The organism is Hanstruepera ponticola (genome assembly GCF_002940745.1).
GTDB lineage: Bacteria > Bacteroidota > Bacteroidia > Flavobacteriales > Flavobacteriaceae > Hanstruepera > Hanstruepera ponticola.
Genome location: NZ_POTB01000001.1, coordinates 1,686,544 through 1,707,911, shown reverse-complemented (window position 1 = coordinate 1,707,911; position 21,368 = coordinate 1,686,544). Strand labels below are relative to the sequence as shown.

General features: G+C 34.1%; 19 protein-coding genes. 9 read left to right on the top strand and 10 right to left on the bottom strand.

The genetic code is table 11. The features are described from left to right. Nucleotides 1-87: 87 nt before the first annotated feature. The 4 genes from C1S72_RS07745 to recA form a co-directional block, all read right to left on the bottom strand. Nucleotides 88-1,908, bottom strand: coding sequence for a hypothetical protein (locus tag C1S72_RS07745; RefSeq protein WP_104735046.1), 1,821 nt, complete (start codon nucleotides 1,906-1,908; stop codon nucleotides 88-90). 2 nt (nucleotides 1,909-1,910) lie between these two features. After that, entirely contained in the window at nucleotides 1,911-2,453 is a 543-nt protein-coding gene (locus C1S72_RS07740; RefSeq protein WP_104735045.1) for an RNA polymerase sigma factor, read from the bottom strand. A gap of 28 nt (nucleotides 2,454-2,481) precedes the next feature. After that, nucleotides 2,482-2,889 carry a hypothetical protein gene (locus C1S72_RS07735; RefSeq protein WP_104735044.1) on the bottom strand — a complete coding sequence of 136 codons (408 nt, stop codon included), beginning with the start codon at nucleotides 2,887-2,889 and terminating at the stop codon, nucleotides 2,482-2,484. Nucleotides 2,890-2,993: 104 nt separating this feature from the next. After that, the gene (recA, locus tag C1S72_RS07730; protein WP_104735043.1) at nucleotides 2,994-3,998 is read right to left on the bottom strand and encodes a recombinase RecA; all 1,005 of its coding nucleotides are present in this window, start codon (nucleotides 3,996-3,998) and stop codon (nucleotides 2,994-2,996) included. A 458-nt stretch (nucleotides 3,999-4,456) separates the two neighbouring features. Here recA and trhO point away from each other — a divergent pair, with 458 nt between their 5' ends. The 7 genes from trhO (at nucleotide 4,457) to C1S72_RS07695 (ending at nucleotide 12,126) form a co-directional block, all read left to right on the top strand. After that, nucleotides 4,457-5,527 (top strand): oxygen-dependent tRNA uridine(34) hydroxylase TrhO, encoded by a 1,071-nt coding sequence (trhO, locus tag C1S72_RS07725; protein ID WP_104735042.1) that lies wholly within the window; start codon nucleotides 4,457-4,459, stop codon nucleotides 5,525-5,527. Between the two features lie 99 nt (nucleotides 5,528-5,626). Continuing rightward, the gene (locus C1S72_RS07720; protein WP_230401598.1) at nucleotides 5,627-6,532 is read left to right on the top strand and encodes a radical SAM protein; all 906 of its coding nucleotides are present in this window, start codon (nucleotides 5,627-5,629) and stop codon (nucleotides 6,530-6,532) included. 105 nt (nucleotides 6,533-6,637) lie between these two features. Continuing rightward, nucleotides 6,638-7,816 carry a PSP1 domain-containing protein gene (locus C1S72_RS07715; protein WP_104735040.1) on the top strand — a complete coding sequence of 393 codons (1,179 nt, stop codon included), beginning with the start codon at nucleotides 6,638-6,640 and terminating at the stop codon, nucleotides 7,814-7,816. Continuing rightward, a complete protein-coding gene (locus C1S72_RS07710) occupies nucleotides 7,806-8,297 on the top strand; it encodes a gliding motility lipoprotein GldH (protein WP_104735039.1) in 492 nt (163 codons plus the stop codon). Before C1S72_RS07715 ends, C1S72_RS07710 begins: the two co-directional genes overlap by 11 nt. A 5-nt stretch (nucleotides 8,298-8,302) precedes the next feature. Beyond that, nucleotides 8,303-10,627 carry a penicillin-binding protein 1A gene (locus C1S72_RS07705; RefSeq protein ID WP_104735038.1) on the top strand — a complete coding sequence of 775 codons (2,325 nt, stop codon included), beginning with the start codon at nucleotides 8,303-8,305 and terminating at the stop codon, nucleotides 10,625-10,627. An 88-nt stretch (nucleotides 10,628-10,715) separates the two neighbouring features. Next, nucleotides 10,716-11,417 carry a CoA transferase subunit A gene (locus C1S72_RS07700; RefSeq protein ID WP_104735037.1) on the top strand — a complete coding sequence of 234 codons (702 nt, stop codon included), beginning with the start codon at nucleotides 10,716-10,718 and terminating at the stop codon, nucleotides 11,415-11,417. Between the two features lie 55 nt (nucleotides 11,418-11,472). Continuing rightward, nucleotides 11,473-12,126, top strand: coding sequence for a 3-oxoacid CoA-transferase subunit B (locus C1S72_RS07695; RefSeq protein WP_104735036.1), 654 nt, complete (start codon nucleotides 11,473-11,475; stop codon nucleotides 12,124-12,126). Nucleotides 12,127-12,538: 412 nt separating this feature from the next. On the opposite strand, the gene C1S72_RS07685 is transcribed toward C1S72_RS07695, so the two are convergent. Next, nucleotides 12,539-14,230 carry an ABC transporter ATP-binding protein gene (locus C1S72_RS07685; RefSeq protein WP_104735034.1) on the bottom strand — a complete coding sequence of 564 codons (1,692 nt, stop codon included), beginning with the start codon at nucleotides 14,228-14,230 and terminating at the stop codon, nucleotides 12,539-12,541. Between the two features lie 167 nt (nucleotides 14,231-14,397). Between C1S72_RS07685 and C1S72_RS07680 the strand changes: the two genes are divergently transcribed. Continuing rightward, nucleotides 14,398-16,716 carry a M43 family zinc metalloprotease gene (locus C1S72_RS07680; protein WP_104735033.1) on the top strand — a complete coding sequence of 773 codons (2,319 nt, stop codon included), beginning with the start codon at nucleotides 14,398-14,400 and terminating at the stop codon, nucleotides 16,714-16,716. A 55-nt stretch (nucleotides 16,717-16,771) separates the two neighbouring features. Here C1S72_RS07680 and C1S72_RS07675 read toward each other — a convergent pair whose 3' ends face one another. Genes C1S72_RS07675 through C1S72_RS07665 form a run of 3 tightly spaced genes read right to left on the bottom strand, consistent with a single transcriptional unit; the run spans nucleotide 16,772 to nucleotide 19,288 of the window. Then, nucleotides 16,772-17,485, bottom strand: coding sequence for a 3'-5' exonuclease (locus C1S72_RS07675; RefSeq protein WP_104735032.1), 714 nt, complete (start codon nucleotides 17,483-17,485; stop codon nucleotides 16,772-16,774). A 5-nt stretch (nucleotides 17,486-17,490) separates the two neighbouring features. Beyond that, nucleotides 17,491-18,651, bottom strand: a complete 1,161-nt coding sequence (locus tag C1S72_RS07670; protein WP_104735031.1) for a serine hydrolase domain-containing protein — start codon at nucleotides 18,649-18,651, stop codon at nucleotides 17,491-17,493. A gap of 37 nt (nucleotides 18,652-18,688) precedes the next feature. Next, the gene (locus tag C1S72_RS07665; protein ID WP_162919944.1) at nucleotides 18,689-19,288 is read right to left on the bottom strand and encodes a TetR/AcrR family transcriptional regulator; all 600 of its coding nucleotides are present in this window, start codon (nucleotides 19,286-19,288) and stop codon (nucleotides 18,689-18,691) included. An 81-nt stretch (nucleotides 19,289-19,369) separates the two neighbouring features. On the opposite strand from C1S72_RS07665, the gene C1S72_RS07660 reads away from it, so the two are divergent. Continuing rightward, nucleotides 19,370-19,804: a cupin domain-containing protein gene (locus C1S72_RS07660; RefSeq protein WP_104735029.1), complete on the top strand. Its 435-nt coding sequence runs from the start codon at nucleotides 19,370-19,372 to the stop codon at nucleotides 19,802-19,804. Here the strand turns inward: C1S72_RS07660 and C1S72_RS07655 are convergent. Both C1S72_RS07655 and C1S72_RS07650 read right to left on the bottom strand, forming a co-directional pair. Further along, the gene (locus tag C1S72_RS07655; protein WP_104735028.1) at nucleotides 19,801-20,274 is read right to left on the bottom strand and encodes a methylated-DNA--[protein]-cysteine S-methyltransferase; all 474 of its coding nucleotides are present in this window, start codon (nucleotides 20,272-20,274) and stop codon (nucleotides 19,801-19,803) included. The genes C1S72_RS07660 and C1S72_RS07655 overlap by 4 nt on opposite strands. Further along, complete coding sequence (locus tag C1S72_RS07650) at nucleotides 20,274-21,359, bottom strand: CNNM domain-containing protein (protein ID WP_104735027.1); 1,086 nt, start codon at nucleotides 21,357-21,359, stop codon at nucleotides 20,274-20,276. The genes C1S72_RS07655 and C1S72_RS07650 overlap by 1 nt, the downstream gene beginning before the upstream one ends. Between the last annotated feature and the right edge of the window lie 9 nt (nucleotides 21,360-21,368).

Sequence of the window (21,368 nt, the reverse complement as noted above, 5' to 3'; positions counted from 1 at the left end):
AAACTGCTCTTGGCACAGAGCAGTTTTTCGTTCATCATTGCTTTTTCAAAGATGTTGAAAAAACAACCAATCTAACCAACTAAAAAACTAAAATTTGTAACTAAACCCTGTATACACTCCTATGATATAAGGTCTAAAGTTACCAGATGTATTTTCAAAACCGTTTAATTGATATTTAAAGGTTGGCTCAAAATTAAACTTAAACGATTCTGTGAATTTATAATTAATACCAATACCTAAATTGGTACTGAAACTTACATTATTTATATTATTGGCTTCACCTATGTATGTGTTATATTCTTCAAATTCAGAATAGACTTCATTACCATCTAAAAAGAAAGTACTTACACCACCAATAACATTCAATCCAAAACGATTATTAACTAATTTGTATTCTAGTTCTACAGGTACTTCATAGTAGCTTAAGCGTTGGCTAATGGCAGCATTATATAATACGTCATTAATTTGTTGAACACCAAGATTATCAGCGCTAAACGCATTTAGGGATTGACTCTGAGGTGCTAAATTGATGTTCCTTAAAGGGTTTATAGGCGTGCCATTATTCCCACTAGGTGTTTCATATAAAATAACATTGTCTGTATCATAACTTAAGTTAAGAGAATTTACCCCAGATCTCACAGAAAGTTTTTTACTTAAGGCATAGCTAACATTTACACCATAACTCATGTTTACCTCACCACTTTTTGAATTGGAAACAAATTGATCATCAATATGCGATCCATTACCAAGCGAATTATAGTAAACAGGGGCAACATTAGCTGCAACTTGCCACCTGTTTACTAGTTTTTCTTCTTCTTCTTCTTTTTCATTAATGTTTTCTGCTTGAGCAATTTCTTCCTCAATAGAAGGCGATTCGCTAGTTGCAAGCGAATCACCAACTTTTTGATTTACCTCTTTTTCTTTTTCATTATGAGGTGTGTCGCCTTTCATAGCATTGAGTGCGACAGCTTCTTGAGTTTTTTCAATACCTAGTGCATTATCAACCGCTTGTTTGTCTATTTCAGCATTGGAATTAGATGGTGAAACTGTTGAATTAGCTACACTTGTGTTTGAAGAAACATTATTTTTATGTAATGGTTTATCTATAGATTTGGAGGCACTATTATTCAAATTATCAGCAACTTGAGTTGCTTGGCTTTCAGTGTTAATAAGCGAATTGGATAATTTGGACTTTTTGTTTGTAGATTCTTTGCTTGAAGAATCATTTTTATTAGCCATTCCGTTTGAATTATCATCTAGCTTATCCGAATTTGATGTATCAGTTTGAGCAACACTAGATTCAATACTATTAGTGAAATTATCTTTGTTTAACGCTGATGATTTGGAATTAGATGATTTTTGTTTTTCGATATTGTTATAATCAGACGGTTCTTTTTCAGGCTTATTTGATTCAGCAATATCATTATTATTTGAACTAAAGTTTGATGGTGAAGAAACCATTTCGCTTTGTGACTTTGGCTTATTCTCAGTTTCGGATAAAACAACATGAGAACTACCTTGTTCACTTGTATTTTCTAATGATGCGTTGTTAGGTTCATTAATCTGATCATCATTAGCGACTTTGTTTTCAGTATTATTATTTAACGGATTATTATCCAATTCATCAATAATAGGATTATTACTATCCGCATTAGTATCAACAGTATTTGAATCGGGAGTTAGGTTATTGGACCCACCATCAAACACAAAACTTCCAATAGTAATTAATATGGCCAAAAGCGCAGCAATACTTGCTATACGCATCCAAATAGGAATTACTTTTTTTGGTTCTTCTTTTTCAAGATTTAATTCATTCTGAATTTTCCCCCAAAGTTCAGGATTAGGAGACACCTCAAAATCCTTGAGTTTCTCTTGAAAAATTCTGTCTATATGTTTTTTATCACTCATTGTTATAATGATTGCGAATTTAAACTCGCTTTATATGCTTCTATTTTTTCAACTAATAATCTTCGAGCTCTTGCCAAATTAGATTTAGAGGTACCTGAGGTAATTGATAACAATTCGGCTATTTCATTATGAGAATAACCGTCAAGTGCGTATAAATTGAAAACCAATCTATATCTATCTGGAAGTTCTTGAATAATTCCTAATAGAAATTCAACTGTCAATTCATCATCTTCAATGTCTAATTCGTCATCTTCTATTAATTCTTCATTAACTATTTCAAAAACACCTTGACCTCTATAACGCTGCAATGCAGTGTTAATAGTAATCCGTTTTAACCAACCTTCAAAAGAACCTTTGTTATTATATTGACCTATTTTTTCAAAAATGGTCAAAAAAGCGTCTTGCAGATTATCTTCTGCTTCAACATAGTTTCTTGAATACTTTAAGCAAACCGAAAACAATTTACTCGAAAAGAGTTGATATAGTTCACTTTGTGCTTTAGTATCATTTTTACTACAATTTATGATGAGTTGTTTTAAACTCACATGACATGTATATTAATTAAACATTTATTTAATCTATGACTGGCACTTCAATAATCATATATTGATCTTCACCGTTTTCATCTTCACCTTGCCAAAATTTAAAAATATATAAATCTTCAGTAGTGGCTTTAAATCTGAATGAAGCTTCTGTTGGTTCATCTATCTCAACACAATTATTGTTACTTTGAAAATATTTTGCTACAATAGCTACAGTTCTTTCATTTGTTTCGCGTGTATAATAGATATCATTAAAACCGTGACACGAAGTAGGTCGTAAATACTCCAGATAAATATCATAGGTTTCATAACGCTCAAATTCAGTTGGAACAATAGCATCTTCAACTGGTAAAATTACAAATGAAACAGGGTCCATTCCATCATCTGTGCTGCATGATAACGCTAGCATAAACAATAAACAAACAACTAATTTTTTCATGATTACATTCAAAGTTTTATATACATGTTTACTCTGTAGATGCAGAAAGTGTAAAAAGGTTGCGTCTAAAAGCAAAAAAAATCCCGAAAATTTCGGGATTTTTTTTATTTCGAGTTTTTTAAGGCCTCCCGAATTTTAGTTTCAAGCTCATCCATAAGCTCTGGATTGTCCTTTATTAGGGCTTTTACGGCATCTCGACCTTGTCCTAATTTTGTTTCGTCATAGCTAAACCATGATCCACTTTTTTTAACAATTTCAAGATTGACAGCAATATCTAAAATTTCACCTACTTTAGAAACACCTTCTCCATACATAATATCAAATTCAGCAGTTTTGAAAGGAGGTGCTACTTTATTTTTTACAACTTTAACACGTGTTTTATTTCCAGCCACGTTACCATCTGTTTCTTTTATTTGGGTAGAACGTCTAATATCTAAACGGACAGATGCGTAAAATTTAAGGGCATTTCCACCAGTTGTTGTTTCAGGATTGCCAAACATGACACCAATTTTTTCACGCAATTGATTTATGAATATAACGGTACAATTGGTTTTGCTTATAGAGGCCGTTAATTTTCTTAAGGCTTGAGACATTAATCTGGCATGTAATCCCATTTTAGAATCACCCATTTCGCCTTCTATTTCGCTTTTGGGAGTTAGTGCAGCAACAGAATCTATTACAACTATATCAATAGCTCCTGATCGTATTAAGTTATCGGCAATTTCTAATGCTTGTTCGCCATTATCTGGTTGTGAAATGATAAGGTTATCAATATCAACACCTAATTTTTCGGCATAAAATCTATCAAAGGCATGTTCTGCATCAATAAAAGCTGCAATACCACCAGCTTTTTGCGCTTCAGCAATGGCGTGTAGCGTTAATGTTGTTTTACCTGATGATTCTGGACCATAAATTTCAATAACTCTTCCTCTTGGGTAACCACCAACTCCAAGTGCAATATCCAGACCCAAAGAACCTGAAGGAATGGCATCAACATCAACTACAGCTTGGTCACTCATTTTCATGACCGTACCTTTACCATAGGCTTTATCTAGTTTATCTAAAGTAAGCTTTAAAGCTTTTAATTTTGCGTCTTTTTCACTGCTCATTTCTCGTATTTTTATGTTTTGATAGGTCAGCTAAATTACGATAAGTTTTAATTTTTTCAATATTCTGACGCAACCTTTTTACACTTTTTGCATCTACTATATAAAGTGGGGAACTTTTGCTATGAAATCAATCGTATTTTATGCGATTAATTTTGTTTGTCCTTTTTAAGAATTTAAAAATTGTACAGATGAAATTTATTAAGAAAACTTTAATTAACAACGTATTAGGCGTTTCAGTTGTTGTATTTATAAACAGCAGCTGTAAAGCCGATGGAGGTTAGCTCTTATTGTATTTTTTGATTTAGAAGAATGAAAAAATATTAATAACGAGTTAGTCTACTAAAAGCGTCCTGCAAAACAGGACGCTTTTTTTATGGTTAAATATGAAAATGAAAAATAGTTTTAAAATATGTACTTTTGCCTCAAAATAAATCTTTAACCTTAATCATTAGTATAGCATGCAACTGTACAATAACTTAAGCGCTAAAGAAAGAGCAGCGTTAATTGAAGAAGCGGGAAAAGACCGCTTGACAATCTCTTTCTATAAATACGCAAGAATCAAAAACCCTGAACTTTTTAGAAATCATATGTTCCTGGCATGGGATCAATTGGATGTTTTAGGTAGAATTTACATCGCCACCGAAGGCATAAACGCACAGCTTTCAGTTCCTGCTGAAAATTTTAATGAATTTAAGACACATTTAGATACTATTTCGTTTTTAGAAAATGTACGCTTAAATATTGCCATTGAGCACGATAATTTTGCCTTTTTAAAATTAAAGGTGAAAGTGCGTAACAAAATTGTGGCAGACGGATTAAATGATGATACGTTTGATGTGACCAATAAGGGTACTCATGTGGAAGCAGAACAATTTAATGAGTTAATTGAAGATCCTGATGTGGTTTTAGTAGATATGCGCAACCACTACGAAAGTGAAATAGGCCATTTTAAAAATGCAGTAACACCAGATGTAGATACGTTTAGAGAATCCTTAGATATTATAGAAGAAGATTTAAGAGATCATAAAGAGGATAAAAAATTAGTGATGTATTGTACTGGTGGTATTCGTTGTGAAAAAGCCAGCGCGTATTATAAGCACAAAGGATTTAAACAGGTATTTCAGTTAGAAGGTGGTATTATAAATTACACACGTCAAGTTGAAGAAAAAGGACTAGAAAATAAGTTTATTGGTAAAAATTTTGTGTTTGACGAAAGGCGTTCAGAACGTATTACAGATGATGTTATAGCGCAATGTCATCAATGTGGAAAGCCAGCAGATTTGCATACCAATTGTGCTAATGAGGCTTGCCACTTGTTGTTCATTCAATGTGAAGACTGTAAAACAAAAATGGAGAATTGCTGTTCAACACAATGTCAGGAAATTATTCAATTACCTTACGAAGAACAAAAAGCCTTACGCAAAGGACAAGGTAACAGTAATGATATTTTCAAGAAAGGTCGTGCTGACCATTTGCCATTTAAAAAGGATTTGCGAAATATTTTTGACGTCCTGAATAAAAAAGGCTAAATGAATATTTATAAACTTTTAAAGTTAAATAGAAAAATTAAAAGCCACAGAATTAAATTTCTGGGGCTTTTTCTACTGCATAAGTTCAATCAACGATATTTGGCTGTAAATTTCGACCCTGTGATGGCTTGTAATTTGCGTTGCAAGATGTGTTATTTTACAGATGATGATTATGTAAAAACTTTAAAAGGACAATTTAAAGAAGACGAGCTTAATCAAGCGGCAAAAACCATTTTTAAACGTGCTTTAAAACTTCAAATTGGTTGTGGTACAGAGCCCACGTTATATAAAGACTTGGTGAAAGTCGTTGAATTGGGAAAAACGTACAACGTGCCTTATATCTCGATTACAACCAACGCAAATTTGTTGGATGAAGAAAAAATTGAAAAACTGCTAAAAGCAGGTTTAAATGAATTTACTATTTCGTTACATGGTGTGACCAAAGAAAGTTACGAAAGCTTCATGAAAAAAGCGAATTACGAAAAATTTCACAATGCATTTAAGGCCTTTGCTAAACTAAAATCTAAATACGATTTTAAAGTCCGTATCAATTACACGTTCAACAAAGATAATTTCTATGAATTGAAAGATTTTTTCAAGCATTTTGATGGTAATAGTTTTGATATTCTTCAAATCAGACCAATTCAAAAAATTGGTAATACCGAGTATAATGATTTTGATTTAGAAACTATTCGTGGTGATTACCCGGTAATAATAAAAAGTATAAAAGCAAGCTGTAAAGCAAACAATATTATGTTGTTAGCTTCAGACGAGATTCCAAGAAAAGACGAAACCAATCAATCCAGTTTAATTTTTGATTATACATTTTGTTACGTTTCACCACAAAAATTTTGGAAAGATGGTTTCGATTGGAAAAATGAAAGTTTTAATACTTTCTCTAAAAAAATAGGTTGGAGTAATACGCTATTTCAGAATGCCTTTAAGTCTAAACACGAGCTCAAGTCTTTATCTAACCGATTGAATTATGAAATAGAATTCAATTAAATAATAGCTTTTTAAAGTCATTATAATAATCTTATCTTTACGTTTTATTTTTAGTATTAATCCTCTTCTGAATTTACGTTCAGAATCTATATATATCTTTAATTTATGGCTTGTGGAACATGTTCAACAGGAAAAGATGGTCAGCCTAAAGGATGCAAGAATAATGGCACTTGTGGAACCGACAGTTGTAACAAATTAACAGTTTTTGATTGGTTAGCCAACATGTCATTACCTGACGGAGTAGAACCATTTAATTGGGTTGAGGTTCGATTTAAGAATGGTAGAAAACATTATTATAAGAATACCGAAAACCTAACATTAAGTATTGGTGATGTGGTTGCTACCCAAGCAGAGTACGGTCACGATGTAGGTATGGTTACCCTTACAGGAGAATTGGTTCGTGTTCAAATGAAACGCAAGAAAATATCTGAAAACGATCCTGAAACGTTTAAAATCTACAGAAAAGCAACCCAAAAAGACATTGATATTTGGTCTGAAGCTCGTGATAAAGAAGAATCTATGAAGGTCAAGGCAAGACAATTTGCTATTGATTTGAAACTTCAAATGAAAATTTCAGATATTGAATACCAAGGTGATGCTAGTAAAGCAACCTTTTATTACACGGCTGAAGAACGTGTAGACTTCAGGGAACTTATAAAATTATTCGCAAAAGAGTTTAAAACCAGAATTGAAATGCGTCAAGTAGGGTTTCGTCAAGAAGCCTCTAGACTAGGAGGTATTGGGTCTTGCGGGCGTGAATTGTGTTGTTCCACTTGGTTAACTGATTTTCGTTCTGTGAGTACATCTGCAGCCAGATATCAACAACTGTCATTAAATCCGCTAAAGCTTGCTGGTCAATGTGGAAAGTTAAAATGCTGCTTGAACTATGAGTTGGATACTTACCTCGATGCGCTTAAGAGTTTTCCTAAAACAGAAATCAAGCTTTATACTGAAAAAGGAACTGCTGTATGTCAGAAAACGGATATTTTTAAAGGACATATGTGGTATGCTTATGAAGGCGAATGGATGAATTGGCATTTGATAACTACAGATCAGGCAAATGAAATCATAGAATTAAATAAGAATAGAAAAAAGCCTGCAAGCCTTGAAGAATATGCAGCTGAACTAATCGTAGATACTAAAACTGAATATGAAAACGTTGTTGGTCAAGATAGTTTAACACGGTTTGATAGTCCAAAACACCGAAATAAACGTAAAAATAATAAGGGTAATAAAAATAAAAGACGTCGTAAACCTCAAAGCAAGAAAAACAATGCGAAGTAATTTGTTTGTAATCCTTGTGTTTTGTGGATTAATTTTCACTTCATGTGACTCTAATAGAGTTTATGATGTTTATAAATCTTTACCAAATGAATGGCATAAGGATTCAGTAGTTACGTTTAAAATTAAACCACCAGACTCAATAAAACCCTACAACTTGTTTGTAAACTTAAGAAACACCAACGATTATAAGTTTAGTAATTTGTACTTAATAGTTGAAATGAATTTTCCACATGGAAAAATAATTAAAGACACCTTGCAGTATCGTATGGCAAAACCAAATGGTGAGCTGTTAGGAACAGGTTTTACCGACGTTAAGGAAAATAAATTGTGGTATAAAGAAAGCGTAGTTTTTAATGAAACCGGAGAATATACTATTAACATTCAACATGCCATGCGTGAAAATGGCAAAGTAAAAGGCGTAGAAAATTTAGAAGGAATTACAGAAATTGGATTTAGAATAGAAGACCCAAATACAAATTAAAGCATATGGCAAAAAAGAAACAAACAAAACAAACTCAAGATTTTCAGAGCTATGTACGTTGGTTTTGGATATTATTTTTGTCAGGCATTTTTTTGGTTGCATTAGTTTTTATGCTTGCTTCTTGGGGAGCTTTGGGTGAAATGCCAGACTATACGCAATTAGAAAACCCAAAAACCAATTTAGCTACTGAAATAATTTCGTCTGACGGCAAAACACTTGGTAAATTTTATTTTAATGATAACCGTACACCTGTAAGTTATGATGAGCTTCCAAAGCACTTGGTGGATGCTTTAATCGCTACAGAAGATGCTCGCTATTATGAACATTCTGGAATTGACGCTAGAGGGACACTTCGAGCATTTTTCTTTTTGGGTAAAAGAGGAGGTGCTAGTACCATTTCGCAACAGTTGGCAAGACAATTGTTTGTTGGTGTTAGATCCAAAAATTTAGACAAGTACACTCAAAAAATAAAGGAATGGGTTATAGCCACTCGTCTAGAACGTCAATATACCAAGGAAGAAATCATAGCGATGTATTTTAACATCTATGACTTTGGTAATAATGCCGATGGTATTCGTTCAGCAGCTAGTATCTATTTTGATAAAGAACCACATGAACTGGATATTAAGGAATCAGCTATGTTGGTTGGCATGTTTAAAAACTCATCATTATATAACCCAAGAGAGCATCGTAATCCAGTTGGTACAAGAAATCGACGAAATGTTGTGCTATCTCAAATGGAGAAGTATGATTATATTTCAGAGAAGACCAGAGATTCGCTTCAAGCAACTGAATTGGATTTACGCTATACACCGCAATCTCATCGCGATGGAATAGCAACATACTTCAGAGCCTATTTAGACGGGTTTATGAAAGATTGGATTAAGAATAACCCAAAACCTGATGGCGAAAAGTATAATTTGTATGGCGATGGCTTAAAAGTTTTTACTACAATAGATTCACGTATGCAACAGTATGCTGAAAATGCTGTACAACAACATATGCCTAGATTACAAGCGGAATTTGACCATCAAAACACACCTAAACGAAACCCTACTGCACCATTTCTGGAACTAGATCAAAGTGAAATAGATGCCTTAATGAAACGTGGTATGCGTCAGTCGGAACGCTGGCGAGTCATGAAAACTGAAGGTAAAAGCGAAAAGGAAATAATTGCTTCTTTTGATAAGCCAACCAACATGACCGTTTTTTCATGGAAAGGTGAGATAGATACCATTATGAAACCTATAGATTCCATGCGTTATTATAAATCCTTTTTACATCCAGGTATGATGTCTATGGATCCGCAAACAGGTCATGTAAAAGCATGGGTTGGTGGTATGAATTATAAACACTTTCAGTACGACCATGTGAATCAAGGTAAGCGTCAGGTAGGCTCAACTTTCAAGCCATTTGTGTACGCAACCGCTATTGATCAATTGCATTTATCACCTTGTTACAAAATGCCACGCTCACAAATCACTATTGAGGCTGGACGACACGGTACTTTAGAACCTTGGAGCCCCAAAAATTCTGATGGTGTTTATGGTGGCGAATTAACTTTAAAAGCTGCATTAGCCAATTCAGTTAATACCATCACCGCTCGCTTGATTGATAAAGTTGGACCACAGCCAGTGATTGATTTAGTTGAAAAACTGGGTGTAAAATCCAATATTCCAGCTGTGCCCTCCATTGCACTAGGAACAGCTGATTTGAACGTTTATGAAATGGTAGCGGCTTATGCTACCTTTGCGAATAAAGGAGTTTATACCAAACCCGTAATGGTGACCCATATTGAAGATAAAAATGGCACTATTTTATATCAGTTCACGCCAGAGTCTCGTGATGTTATCAGTGAAGAAACAGCTTATGTAACCGTTAAACTTATGGAAGGTGTTACCGAAGCTGGATCAGGTGTAAGATTAAGAACTAAAGGCGCAGATGCTTACAGAGCAGATTATCGTGAGATTGTGACAGGCTATCCATATGAATTTAAAAACCCAATAGCAGGGAAAACAGGAACTACACAAAATCAAAGTGATGGTTGGTTTATGGGTATGGTGCCTAATTTAGTTACTGGTGTTTGGGTAGGAGCAGAAGATCGAGCAGCACATTTTGCTAAAATCACTTACGGACAGGGAGCAGCAATGGCTTTACCAATTTGGGCATTATACATGAGAGACTGTTATGAAGACGAAACACTTGATGTATCAAAAGAAAATTTTGAGAGACCAAAAGAGCTAACTATTGAAGTAGATTGCAATGCCTATGAAGAGGGAAGCCAAGAAATACTTCCAGAGGAAGACGTTCCAGATGAGTTGGATTTTTAGTTCGATTTAAGTTTAAAAAAATCAAAAGCCATTCACTTCCGAATGGCTTTTTTATTTCGTATTTTTCCACTGCAAAAACAGATTAAAAATGATTAATAAACAAGTTGCAGGAGTAGATGAGGCTATTAAAGGTATAGCTGATAACATGACCTGTATGTTTGGTGGTTTTGGTTTAAGTGGAATCCCTGAAAATGCCATTGCAGCATTGGTAAAGTCTGGTGTAAAAGGCTTAACATGTATTTCAAATAATGCAGGAGTAGATGACTTTGGATTAGGCTTATTATTGCATCAGCGTCAGATAAAAAAAATGGTATCATCATATGTTGGTGAAAACGATGAGTTTGAGCGTCAAATGCTAAGTGGTGAGTTGGATGTTGAACTAATTCCGCAAGGTACATTAGCAGAACGCTGTCGTGCTGCACAAGCAGGATTTCCTGCCGTTTACACACCAGCAGGTTACGGTACTGAAGTGGCTGAAGGTAAGGAAACCAGGGAATTTGATGGTAAAATGTATGTTTTAGAGCATGCTTTTAAAGCTGATTTTGCTTTTGTAAAAGCATGGAAAGGTGATGCAGCTGGAAACCTTATTTTTAAAGGTACAGCTAGAAATTTTAACCCTAATATGTGCGGTGCTGCTAAAATAACTGTTGCAGAAGTTGAAGAATTAGTACCAGTAGGCGAATTAAATCCTAATCACATTCATATTCCAGGAATTTTTGTGCAACGTATTTTTCAGGGTGAAAAATATGAGAAACGAATAGAGCAACGTACAGTTAGAAAAAGAGAATAATTAAATTGTCTGGTTGAGCGCAGTCGAAACCTAATTAAAAATGACACATTAAGATATGTTAGATAAAAACGGAATAGCTAAACGTATAGCGAAAGAAGTACAAGATGGTTACTATGTTAATTTGGGTATCGGTATTCCAACGTTGGTAGCTAATTATGTTCGAGACGATATAGAAGTAGAATTCCAAAGCGAAAATGGCGTATTAGGTATGGGACCATTTCCATTTGAAGGCGAAGAAGATGCAGATATTATTAACGCTGGAAAACAAACCATTACAACTTTACCAGGAGCGAGTTTTTTTGATTCCGCTATGAGCTTTTCTATGATTAGAGGTCAACACGTGGACTTAACTATTTTAGGCGCTATGGAAGTTGCTGAAAATGGAGATATTGCCAACTGGAAAATTCCAGGGCGCATGGTAAAAGGAATGGGAGGTGCGATGGATTTAGTTGCCAGTGCCGAAAATATAATAGTTGCTATGATGCATACTAACAAAGCAGGAGAATCAAAGCTTTTAAAACGTTGTTCCTTACCACTAACAGGAGTAGGTTGTGTAAAAAAGATTGTAACTAACCTAGCGGTTTTAGAAGTTACGGGTAATGGATTTAAACTTTTAGAACGCGCACCAGGAGTTTCAGTTGAAGCTATTCAAAAAGCAACTGAAGGGACATTGATTGTTACTGGAGATATTCCTGAAATGGCACTTTAGATAAGAATTACATGTATAAAAAAAGCTGCTTTTTTAAGTGGCTTTTTTATGAACTATATTTAAATTTATGTAAGAAAAAAGACTCTAAAGCACGCCAAATGTTAAAAAAACATGTATTTCATCGAAAAATAATGCATTTTAGCAGATTTATTTAAAATAAGTTACATATTAGCAATCCCAAATTTAATGAACAGATTAACCAACTTCTTTTAGAAACTTGGATTATAATTTCCCCCAAATCTATTATAATCCTTGTGAAAGAAAGAAACCCAAATCTACCAAAACCTACTTTATGAATTTTGCATCAAATCTACCAGAACAACCTACTTATGAAAATGGTTTGTATGTGAAAGTAAAACAAACCACTCGATTCATTAAAAGTTTAATGTATCTTACTAAAAAGTTATTCATGCTATAATCCTTTTGGAATAGCATGAATAAGTTTTTTAGTGTAGTCTTTTTCTGGATGCTCGTAAATAGTATCGGCATCATTCATTTCTTCAATTTTACCAGCATTCATTACTATTAAATTATCAGACATATATTTTACTACAGCTAAATCGTGTGAAATAAAAATATAAGTAAAGCCATAGTTTTCTTTTAATTCGTTTAAGAGATTTAAAACTTGAGCTTGTACTGAAATATCCAATGCTGAAACCGATTCGTCACAAATTATCAATTTAGGTTGCAAAGCTATAGCTCTAGCAATGCCAATACGTTGTCGTTGACCACCAGAAAATTCATGTGGATACCTGGAAAAGAAAGTAGCATCTAACCCAACTTTTTCTAATAATTCATAAACCATAGTTTCGCGTTCGGCATTGGTTTTTCCAATGTTGTGTACTTTCATAGGTTCCATAATAGCTTTCCCAACAGGAATACGCGGATTCAAGGAAGCAAAAGGATCTTGAAATATAATCTGAATATCTTTTCTCAATTCTTGAGTTGCTCGTTTTGATAAATTGGTAATGTTGTTTCCTTTATAAAGTATTTTACCATTAGTTGCTTTGTCTAATAATAATATAGCATTTGATAAAGTAGATTTACCACATCCAGATTCACCAACTAGACCTAAGGTTTCACCTTCATAGAGTTTAAAACTCACATTATTGACAGCTTTAAAACTTTCAGGTTTTGAAAACCATCCAGATTTAGAAACGTATTCTTTTTCAAGATTAATTACTTCCAATAATGGTGGCTTTGAATATAGTTTTTTATGATTTGTATCACGTTGCGTTTTAGTAACAATAGTTTTATCAACCGAATCAGCCATAAAATCTTTTATCGTTGCTAAACGTTTGTATCTAACATTTAAAGGTGGCCTTGAATTTATAAGCGCTTTGGTGTATGTGTGTTTTGGGGTTTTAAAAATATCAGAAACAGAACCTTGCTCAACTATTTCACCTTGATACATAACTAGAACGCGATCTGATATTTCAGAAATTAAAGCCAAATCATGAGATATAAATAAAATGCTCATTTGTTCTTCCTGCTGAAGTTGTTTTAGCAGCAATATTATTTCTTTTTGAACAGTTACATCTAAAGCAGTAGTAGGCTCATCTGCAATTAATATTTTAGGTTTACAAGCAATAGCCATTGCAATCATAACCCGTTGCTTTTGTCCACCAGAAATTTCATGCGGATATGCTTTAAAAACACGTTTAGGATCTGGCAATTTTACTTTATCAAATAACTGAAGTGTTTCAACTTTAATTTCTTGTTTAGAAAGCGATGTGTGTTGCAAAAGTATTTCTTGAACTTGTTCTCCGCATATCATGGATGGGTTTAAAGAACTCATAGGTTCTTGAAAAATCATAGCAATATCATTTCCTCTAATTGATTGAAATGCTTTTGGAGATAGTTTGGTTAAGTCTTCACCTTTAAAGTTTATCTCTCCATTCTTAATTTTAGAAATATTTTTTGGAAGCAATCCTAAAATAGCCAATGTAGAAACAGATTTTCCAGAACCTGACTCGCCAACAATTCCAAGTATCTCATTTTTATTTAAATAATATGAAATATTATGAATTATTTCTTTTTCAATTTGCTCATTAAAAAATGAAATAGAAAGATTCTTAATTTCTAAAACAGAAGTTTTTTGCATAGGTAAATGTAGCAATTTTCTGAACTTTTATTACGGTTTTTCCGTAAAGAAAAACCTTACATATGTTATTCAACGAAAACGTTGTAGTAAAACTTTTTTTTTAACAAAATATTGGTATTTTCATCGACGAATTATTAACCAAATTATTAAAAAATTAAACAATTCACATGAAAAAAACTATTACATTAGGAATTTTGTGTTTTATGTTCGCTTTTTCAAGTTTTGCACAGTATCAGCGCTGTGGAGCTATGGAAAATTTGGAATATAGAAAACAACAAGACCCAGGATTAGAACAGCGTATGCAAGAGATTGAAATTTTTACGCAAAATAAAATCCAACAAATGGAGTCCCAAAACTACAGAATTGATGGTTCAATTATCACAATTCCAGTGGTCGTACATGTATTGTACCGAAACAGTACAGAAAACATTAGTTTAGCTCAAATTCAGTCGCAGCTAGATGTTTTAAACGAAGATTTTAGACGTACAAATCCAGATGCCGATAACACGTGGTCGCAAGCTGCAGATACGGAAATTGAATTTTGTCTAGCAACTGTTGATCCAAATGGAAATGCAACATCTGGTATTACAAGAAAACAAACAACACGGCAAGATTGGGGAGCTAATGATGATGCCAAGCGTTCATCGTCAGGAGGAATTGATCCATGGAATACCAGTGAGTATCTAAACATGTGGGTTGTACCAAAAATGACAACTGTTTCACAAGGTCAGACAATTAATCTTCTAGGTTATGCGCAATTCCCTGGTGGAAATGCTGCAACCGATGGATTAGTTATGATATATAATGCATTTGGACGTACAGGTGCTGTTACTGCTCCTTATGACGGAGGTCGTACTACTACTCATGAAATAGGACACTATTTTAACTTACGTCACATTTGGGGAGATTCTAATTGTGGTAATGATTTTGTTAGTGACACACCTACACACCAAACATCTAACTATGGATGCCCTTCTGGACGTGTGTCTTGTGGTTCAACAGATATGATTCAGAACTATATGGATTACACTAATGATTCGTGTATGAATTTATTCACTCAAGGTCAGAAAAATAGAATGCGTGCTGTTTTAGAAGCAGGTGGAGCAAGACGCTCTTTAGCATTATCTGATAAGTGCGGTGGTGGCGGAACTACACCAACGTGTAGTGATGGTATTCAAAACGGAAATGAAACTGGTGTAGATTGTGGTGGACCAGATTGCGCACCATGTCAAACAGCTTGTACAGAAAATGAAATTAATGTAAATATTACTTTCGATAATTACCCTGAAGAAACAGCATGGACACTGAAAAACTCTAGTGGTACAACAGTAGCTTCTGGAAGTTATTCTACTGCAAATCCTGATGGTTCTTCAATTACTGAAACGTTCTGCTTACCTGATGGTTGTTACGATTTCCAAATTACTGATGCGTATGGAGATGGTATTTGCTGTTCTTACGGTAATGGTTCTTATAGTGTAACTGATGCTTCAGGAACATTAGCTTCAGGAGGATCTTTTACATCTTCTGAAACGACTAATTTCTGTTTAGGAGGCGGACCAGCACCAACGTGTAATGACGGCGTTCAAAATGGAAATGAAACTGGTGTTGACTGTGGCGGGCCAGATTGCGTACCTTGTGTTACACCACCAACTTGTGATGATGGAATCCAAAATGGAGATGAAACTGGTATTGATTGTGGAGGTAGCTCTTGTGCACCTTGCTCAACAGGCGGTACAGATGTATTACATGAAGGATTCTTCGAGTCTGGATGGGATGGCTGGTCTGATGGAGGAAGTGATTGCTATCGTTACAGCGGATCTAGATCATACGAAGGACAATATTCTATTCGCATAAGAGATAATTCTGGAACTGCATCTGCAATGACATCCCCTTCATTTAACTTAACGTCCTATCAACAAGTTGAGGTAGAATTCTATTTCTATTCTTATAGTATGGAGAATAATGAAGACTTTTGGTTACGCTATTATAACGGATCAAGTTGGACAACAGTAGCAGCTTGGGCTAGTGGTACTAACTTTAACAATAACACGTTCTACACGGCTACAGTTACGCTAGATGCGTCGCAATATAACTTTGCTAGCAATTCACAATTTAGATTCCAATGTGATGCAAGTGGAAATGCCGATCAAATTTATATTGATCAGGTAACGATTAGAGGTATTAGTAATGGTAATATAAGAACTGAAACACAAAATTTAGAGTTTGTTAGAACTTTAGATACAGATGATGGTTTTGGTGAAGATGATTTCACAATTTATCCTAACCCTGTTAAAGGAGGAATATTATATGTGAAATTACCAGGAAACGCACAAGGAACTTATCGTATTATGAATATGATTGGTCAAACTGTATTAACTGGAAACTCAATAAAAGAAATTAATGTTTCAGGATTAAAAACTGGAATGTACTTTATTGAAGTAAATGATGGTGAAGAAACCATGACTAAAAAGTTTATTAAGCAATAATCTGCTATAAATAACCTATTAATTAAAAAGTCCAGATTTTAAATCTGGACTTTTTTTATACGCTTATAATTTCACTATCATGAAGGAGTTCGTCTCCTCGTAATCGCAAGAAAATTTGAGCTACAGCAATCGTGTCTTTTTCGCAATAGGTGATTATGCGATCTATATTTTGTTCTTCGTAATATACATGATAAACTTCACTACCATCAATATCATCTTTAGGCGAAGGAATGCCTAAAACATTGGTTAGTAATTTTAATGAGGTATAAGTTTTATAATCGCCAAATTTCCATAACTCTAAAGTATCTAAATGCGGAACTTCCCAAGGCTTTTTACCAAAGAGATTTAATTTATAAGGTAATTCAATATTGTGAATTATCATACGCCTTGCTATGTATGGGAAATCGAATTCTTTACCGTTGTGAGCACACAATAAGTGCTTGTTTTGGCTAAAATGTGAAATAAGAAGGTTTTTAAAGTCTTTTAAAATTTTTATTTCATCACCATAAAATGAGGTAACACGAAAGGTTCTAATATCACCTTGCATTTTAAAATAACCAACTGAAATACATATTATTTTCCCAAATTCAGCCCAAATTCCTGCACGATCGTAAAACTCTTCAGCTGTGAAATCATCTTTGCGCTGGTATTGCGATTTGGCTTCCCAAAGGGCTTGTTTGGTTTCGTCTAAATCAGAGAAATGTTGTGTTTCAGGAACAGTTTCAATGTCCAGAAAAAGTATGTTTTCGAGATTTAGTTTAGAAATCATAATAATTATTTTTCAAGCATATGATAGGCTTCTTCAATATAGGTTGTAATATCTGGTGTAAAGGTAGCAATGGCATCACCAGGTCCTTTGGCATGACCAAGTCTTACAATTATGACGTTATCATTTGGTTCTACAATAACATATTGCCCTAAATGACCACGCATCATAAAAAACGATTTGCCATTCATTTTCTTCAACCACCAACCGTAACCATATTCTGGGCTTTCGGTAAATCTAGGCTTGATGGATTTTGCGATAAATGAAGAATCTAAAAGTTGCTGACCATTCCACTTACCATAATCCTTATAGAGTTTACCCATTCGGGCAAAATCTTTGGCATTACTAGCTATACAGCAGTATGCTTTAACCATATCATGATCTTCACTATCCACTTGCCAAAGTGTAGCATTTTCTGAATTTAAAGGCTTCCAGAAACTTTCGGTTAGGTAATCATAAAGCTTTTTACCTGTAGCGCGTTCCAATACCATAGCTAACATTTGTGTGTCACCACTGGCATATTTATAGCTTGTTCCAGGTTCGCGAACAACATCTAAACCAAGCATGACTTTATCTAAATCATCATCAAAATAAGCACGTGTAGTGATTGAAAATGGCGAATAATAACGCTCATCCCAATTGGTTCCTGAAGCCATAGACGATAAATCACCAACTGTAAGCTTTGCAGCTTTGTTATCTTTTCCTTCACAAAATTCTGGAATAAAATCGCAAACCGGTTGGTCTAGATTTTTTATATAGCCATCCATAATAGCTTTTCCTAACATAGCCGACACATAACTTTTTGCCATAGAGAAAGAATTTGATTTTGAATTTTCATCAAATCCATCGTAGTATTTTTCAAACCAAACACTATCATTTTTGATTATGACGTAGGCAATGGTACCATTTTGGGCATTTATGTTTTTCAAGGTTTCAGTTGCTTCAACTGAATTATAATCTTTGTGTTTTGTCCAGGGCTGTGGCTTGTCATTTTCAACAACAGCATTATCAAAATGCTTGTAATCTTCAAGATAGGCTGTTGTGTAACCTTTAAGATATATTGTTCTAACAGCTTTTAACAGATAATCAGTATCGGTTAAGTAGAGTGTAATAATGAGCAGACCGAAAACGATAACAACCCATTTAAGGAGGTTTTTTAAAAATTTCATTTGGTAGTTTTAGTAGATTAAATATACTAAAATGAATTTATTTTAAATTTTTAAGGTCAAAATTTTCTAGTAACGTTTTTAAAGCCCAAGCTAGAGATTGTTTGGCTGGTTTACTTTTTAGTTTACAAACATCTTTAGCAGTAATCATGGGCTCTATTCCCATTAGAACAGTTGCTGATGCAACAATGTTTTGAAAGTCCTCACCAAGTTGATTTTTATAAGGTTCTAATGCCAACTCTAATGCGGCTGTTCTTCTGGCACCTCGAAGGGATTTTTCTGATGCTGAAAAATCTTCTTTCAAGTAAACACTTAAATATTTTCTAAAAGCGGGTTCATTATCTATGGCTAGTTGATTATAATAATCTTGTATAAATAATATTTGATCTATAACCGATAAATGCTTGCTTTCGTGAACGAGTGTTTCTGGAGATTTTGTGTGAATATCTATTCCAGCTTCTGAACACAGAATGTCAATATTTGAAAAATATCTATAAACGGTAGCTCTCGACGTGTTGGAATGTTGAGCAACATCTTCGAGGGTAAACGACAACCCTTTTGATAGTAGTCCTTGAGCCGTTTCCAAGAGTTTTTGTCTTGTTTTTCTCTTTTGAGATTGACGTCCCGTTGTTAGTGACATATTTTTCATGAGACAAATATCTCATAAAATTTTGTAAACTCAAAAAAAGAAAATACATTTGTGAGACAAAAATCTCACGAAATGAAAACCACTGAAACTTTTTGGGTGCTAGGACATAAGGTTACTAACTATATGACTACTGGCGATTATGATTTTGCAATGGGAGAGACACCTCCTCATACGCAGGGACCACCACCTCATTTGCATAATGAATTTTCTGAAACCTTCTTAATTACTGAAGGTGAGATGGAGTTTATGATAAATGGTCAGATTAAAATAGTTAAGACTGGTGAATTGGTTGATTTACCTCCAAAAACAATTCATACATTCACAAATAATAGTGATTCAGCGTGTAAATGGATTAATGTTCACAGCCCAAAAGGATTCCGAGGATTTTTTGAGTTTGTTGGTGTTCCAGTTAATGATGTGAACGCCCAAAAAAAATCTATAACTGAAGAAAAAATTAAGACCGTTATTGAAAAAGCAGCAGACTTTGATATGATTCTTAAGCTTTAAAACAAGCTTTGCTGTTTATAAGGGCTTTCATGTTCTAAAAGCCATTGCTTTCTGTGCAATCCACCTGCATATCCAGTTAAGCTTCCATCACTACCTATGACTCGATGGCAAGGCACAATAATCCATAATGGGTTTTTACCATTGGCATTGGCAACAGCGCGTATGGCTTTTACATCGCCTAACTTTTTGGATAAATTAAGATATGAAAGGGTTTTACCATAAGGAATATGCAACAATTCATCCCAAACCCGTTTTTGGAAATCAGTTCCTTGCGGATTTAAATTTAAATCGAATTTTTTTCGTTCGCCATCGAAGTATTCATTCAATTGATAAACACAATCTTCAAGAGTATCTGGTATAATATCGGAAACGTTTTCTTCAGAATTTAAAACCGTAACAGATCGTATACCCTTTTCATTACCAACAATTTTTGTAAAACCTAAAGGTGTATTAACGATACAGGATTCCATTACTCTTCAGCTTCTGGGTTATTTAGAATGCCTAGTTTTTTGGCACGAGCTTCCCAGTTTTTTCTTGCTTGTAATTGTAGGTCAGAAACGTTATCACTTTCGTCCATAATTTCAAGTCCGAGTAAGGTTTCAATAACATCTTCCATAGTGACCAAACCACTTACTGAACCATATTCATCTACAACTAATGCCATGTGATTACGGCTTTCAACAAGTTTTTCAAATAGAATAGGAATGGATAAATCGCGACTAACAATAATGATGTTTCGCTTTAATTCTGACAACTTTTTTTTGTTATTGTCGAGTGCCATTTCCTTAAAAACATCATCCTTTAAAACCAGACCTTTTATATTATCTTCCGTATCCACATAAATAGGTATTCTAGAAAAACGGAGATTCAGATTTTTATTAAAAAATTCTTCAACAGTTATATTTTCATTTTCCGTTTTCATAACTGTTCTAGGCGTCATGACATCTTTTGCCTGAACATCTTTAAATGTCAAAAGATTTTTTATAACCTTACTTTCACTCTCTTGAAAAACACCTTCTTCATGAGCCATATCAGTCATAACCATAAAACCTTCACGACTTAACACACTACCGTGAGCACTACCGCCAATAAGTTTTGTAGTCAGGCGTAGTAACCATAAAATACCTGTCCATTTTAATGGAAATATTAAAACAGTCAACGCTTTTGAAGTGAAATTGGCTAATTGTTTCCAATAGGTTGCTCCAATAGTTTTTGGAATTATTTCAGAAGCAATTAATATAAGTAAGGTCATAATTGCGGACACAATTCCAACAGTATTTATTCCGAATATTTCAACCTTATAAGGCAGTTTTTCAGCTTCAATACCAACCATCATAGCTCCTAAAGTATGTGCAATAGTATTAAGTGTGAGTATTGCAATAAGTGGTTGATCTACATCCTTCTTAAGATTCTCTAAAGTTACAGCGTACTCTTTACCTTCTTGCTTTTTAACATTGATAAATGTTGGCGTGACACTTAACAAAACGGCTTCAAGAATGGAACATAAAAAAGAAAAGAAAATAGAAACGGTTGCCCAAAGAATTAATGTACCCATTAAATAGTA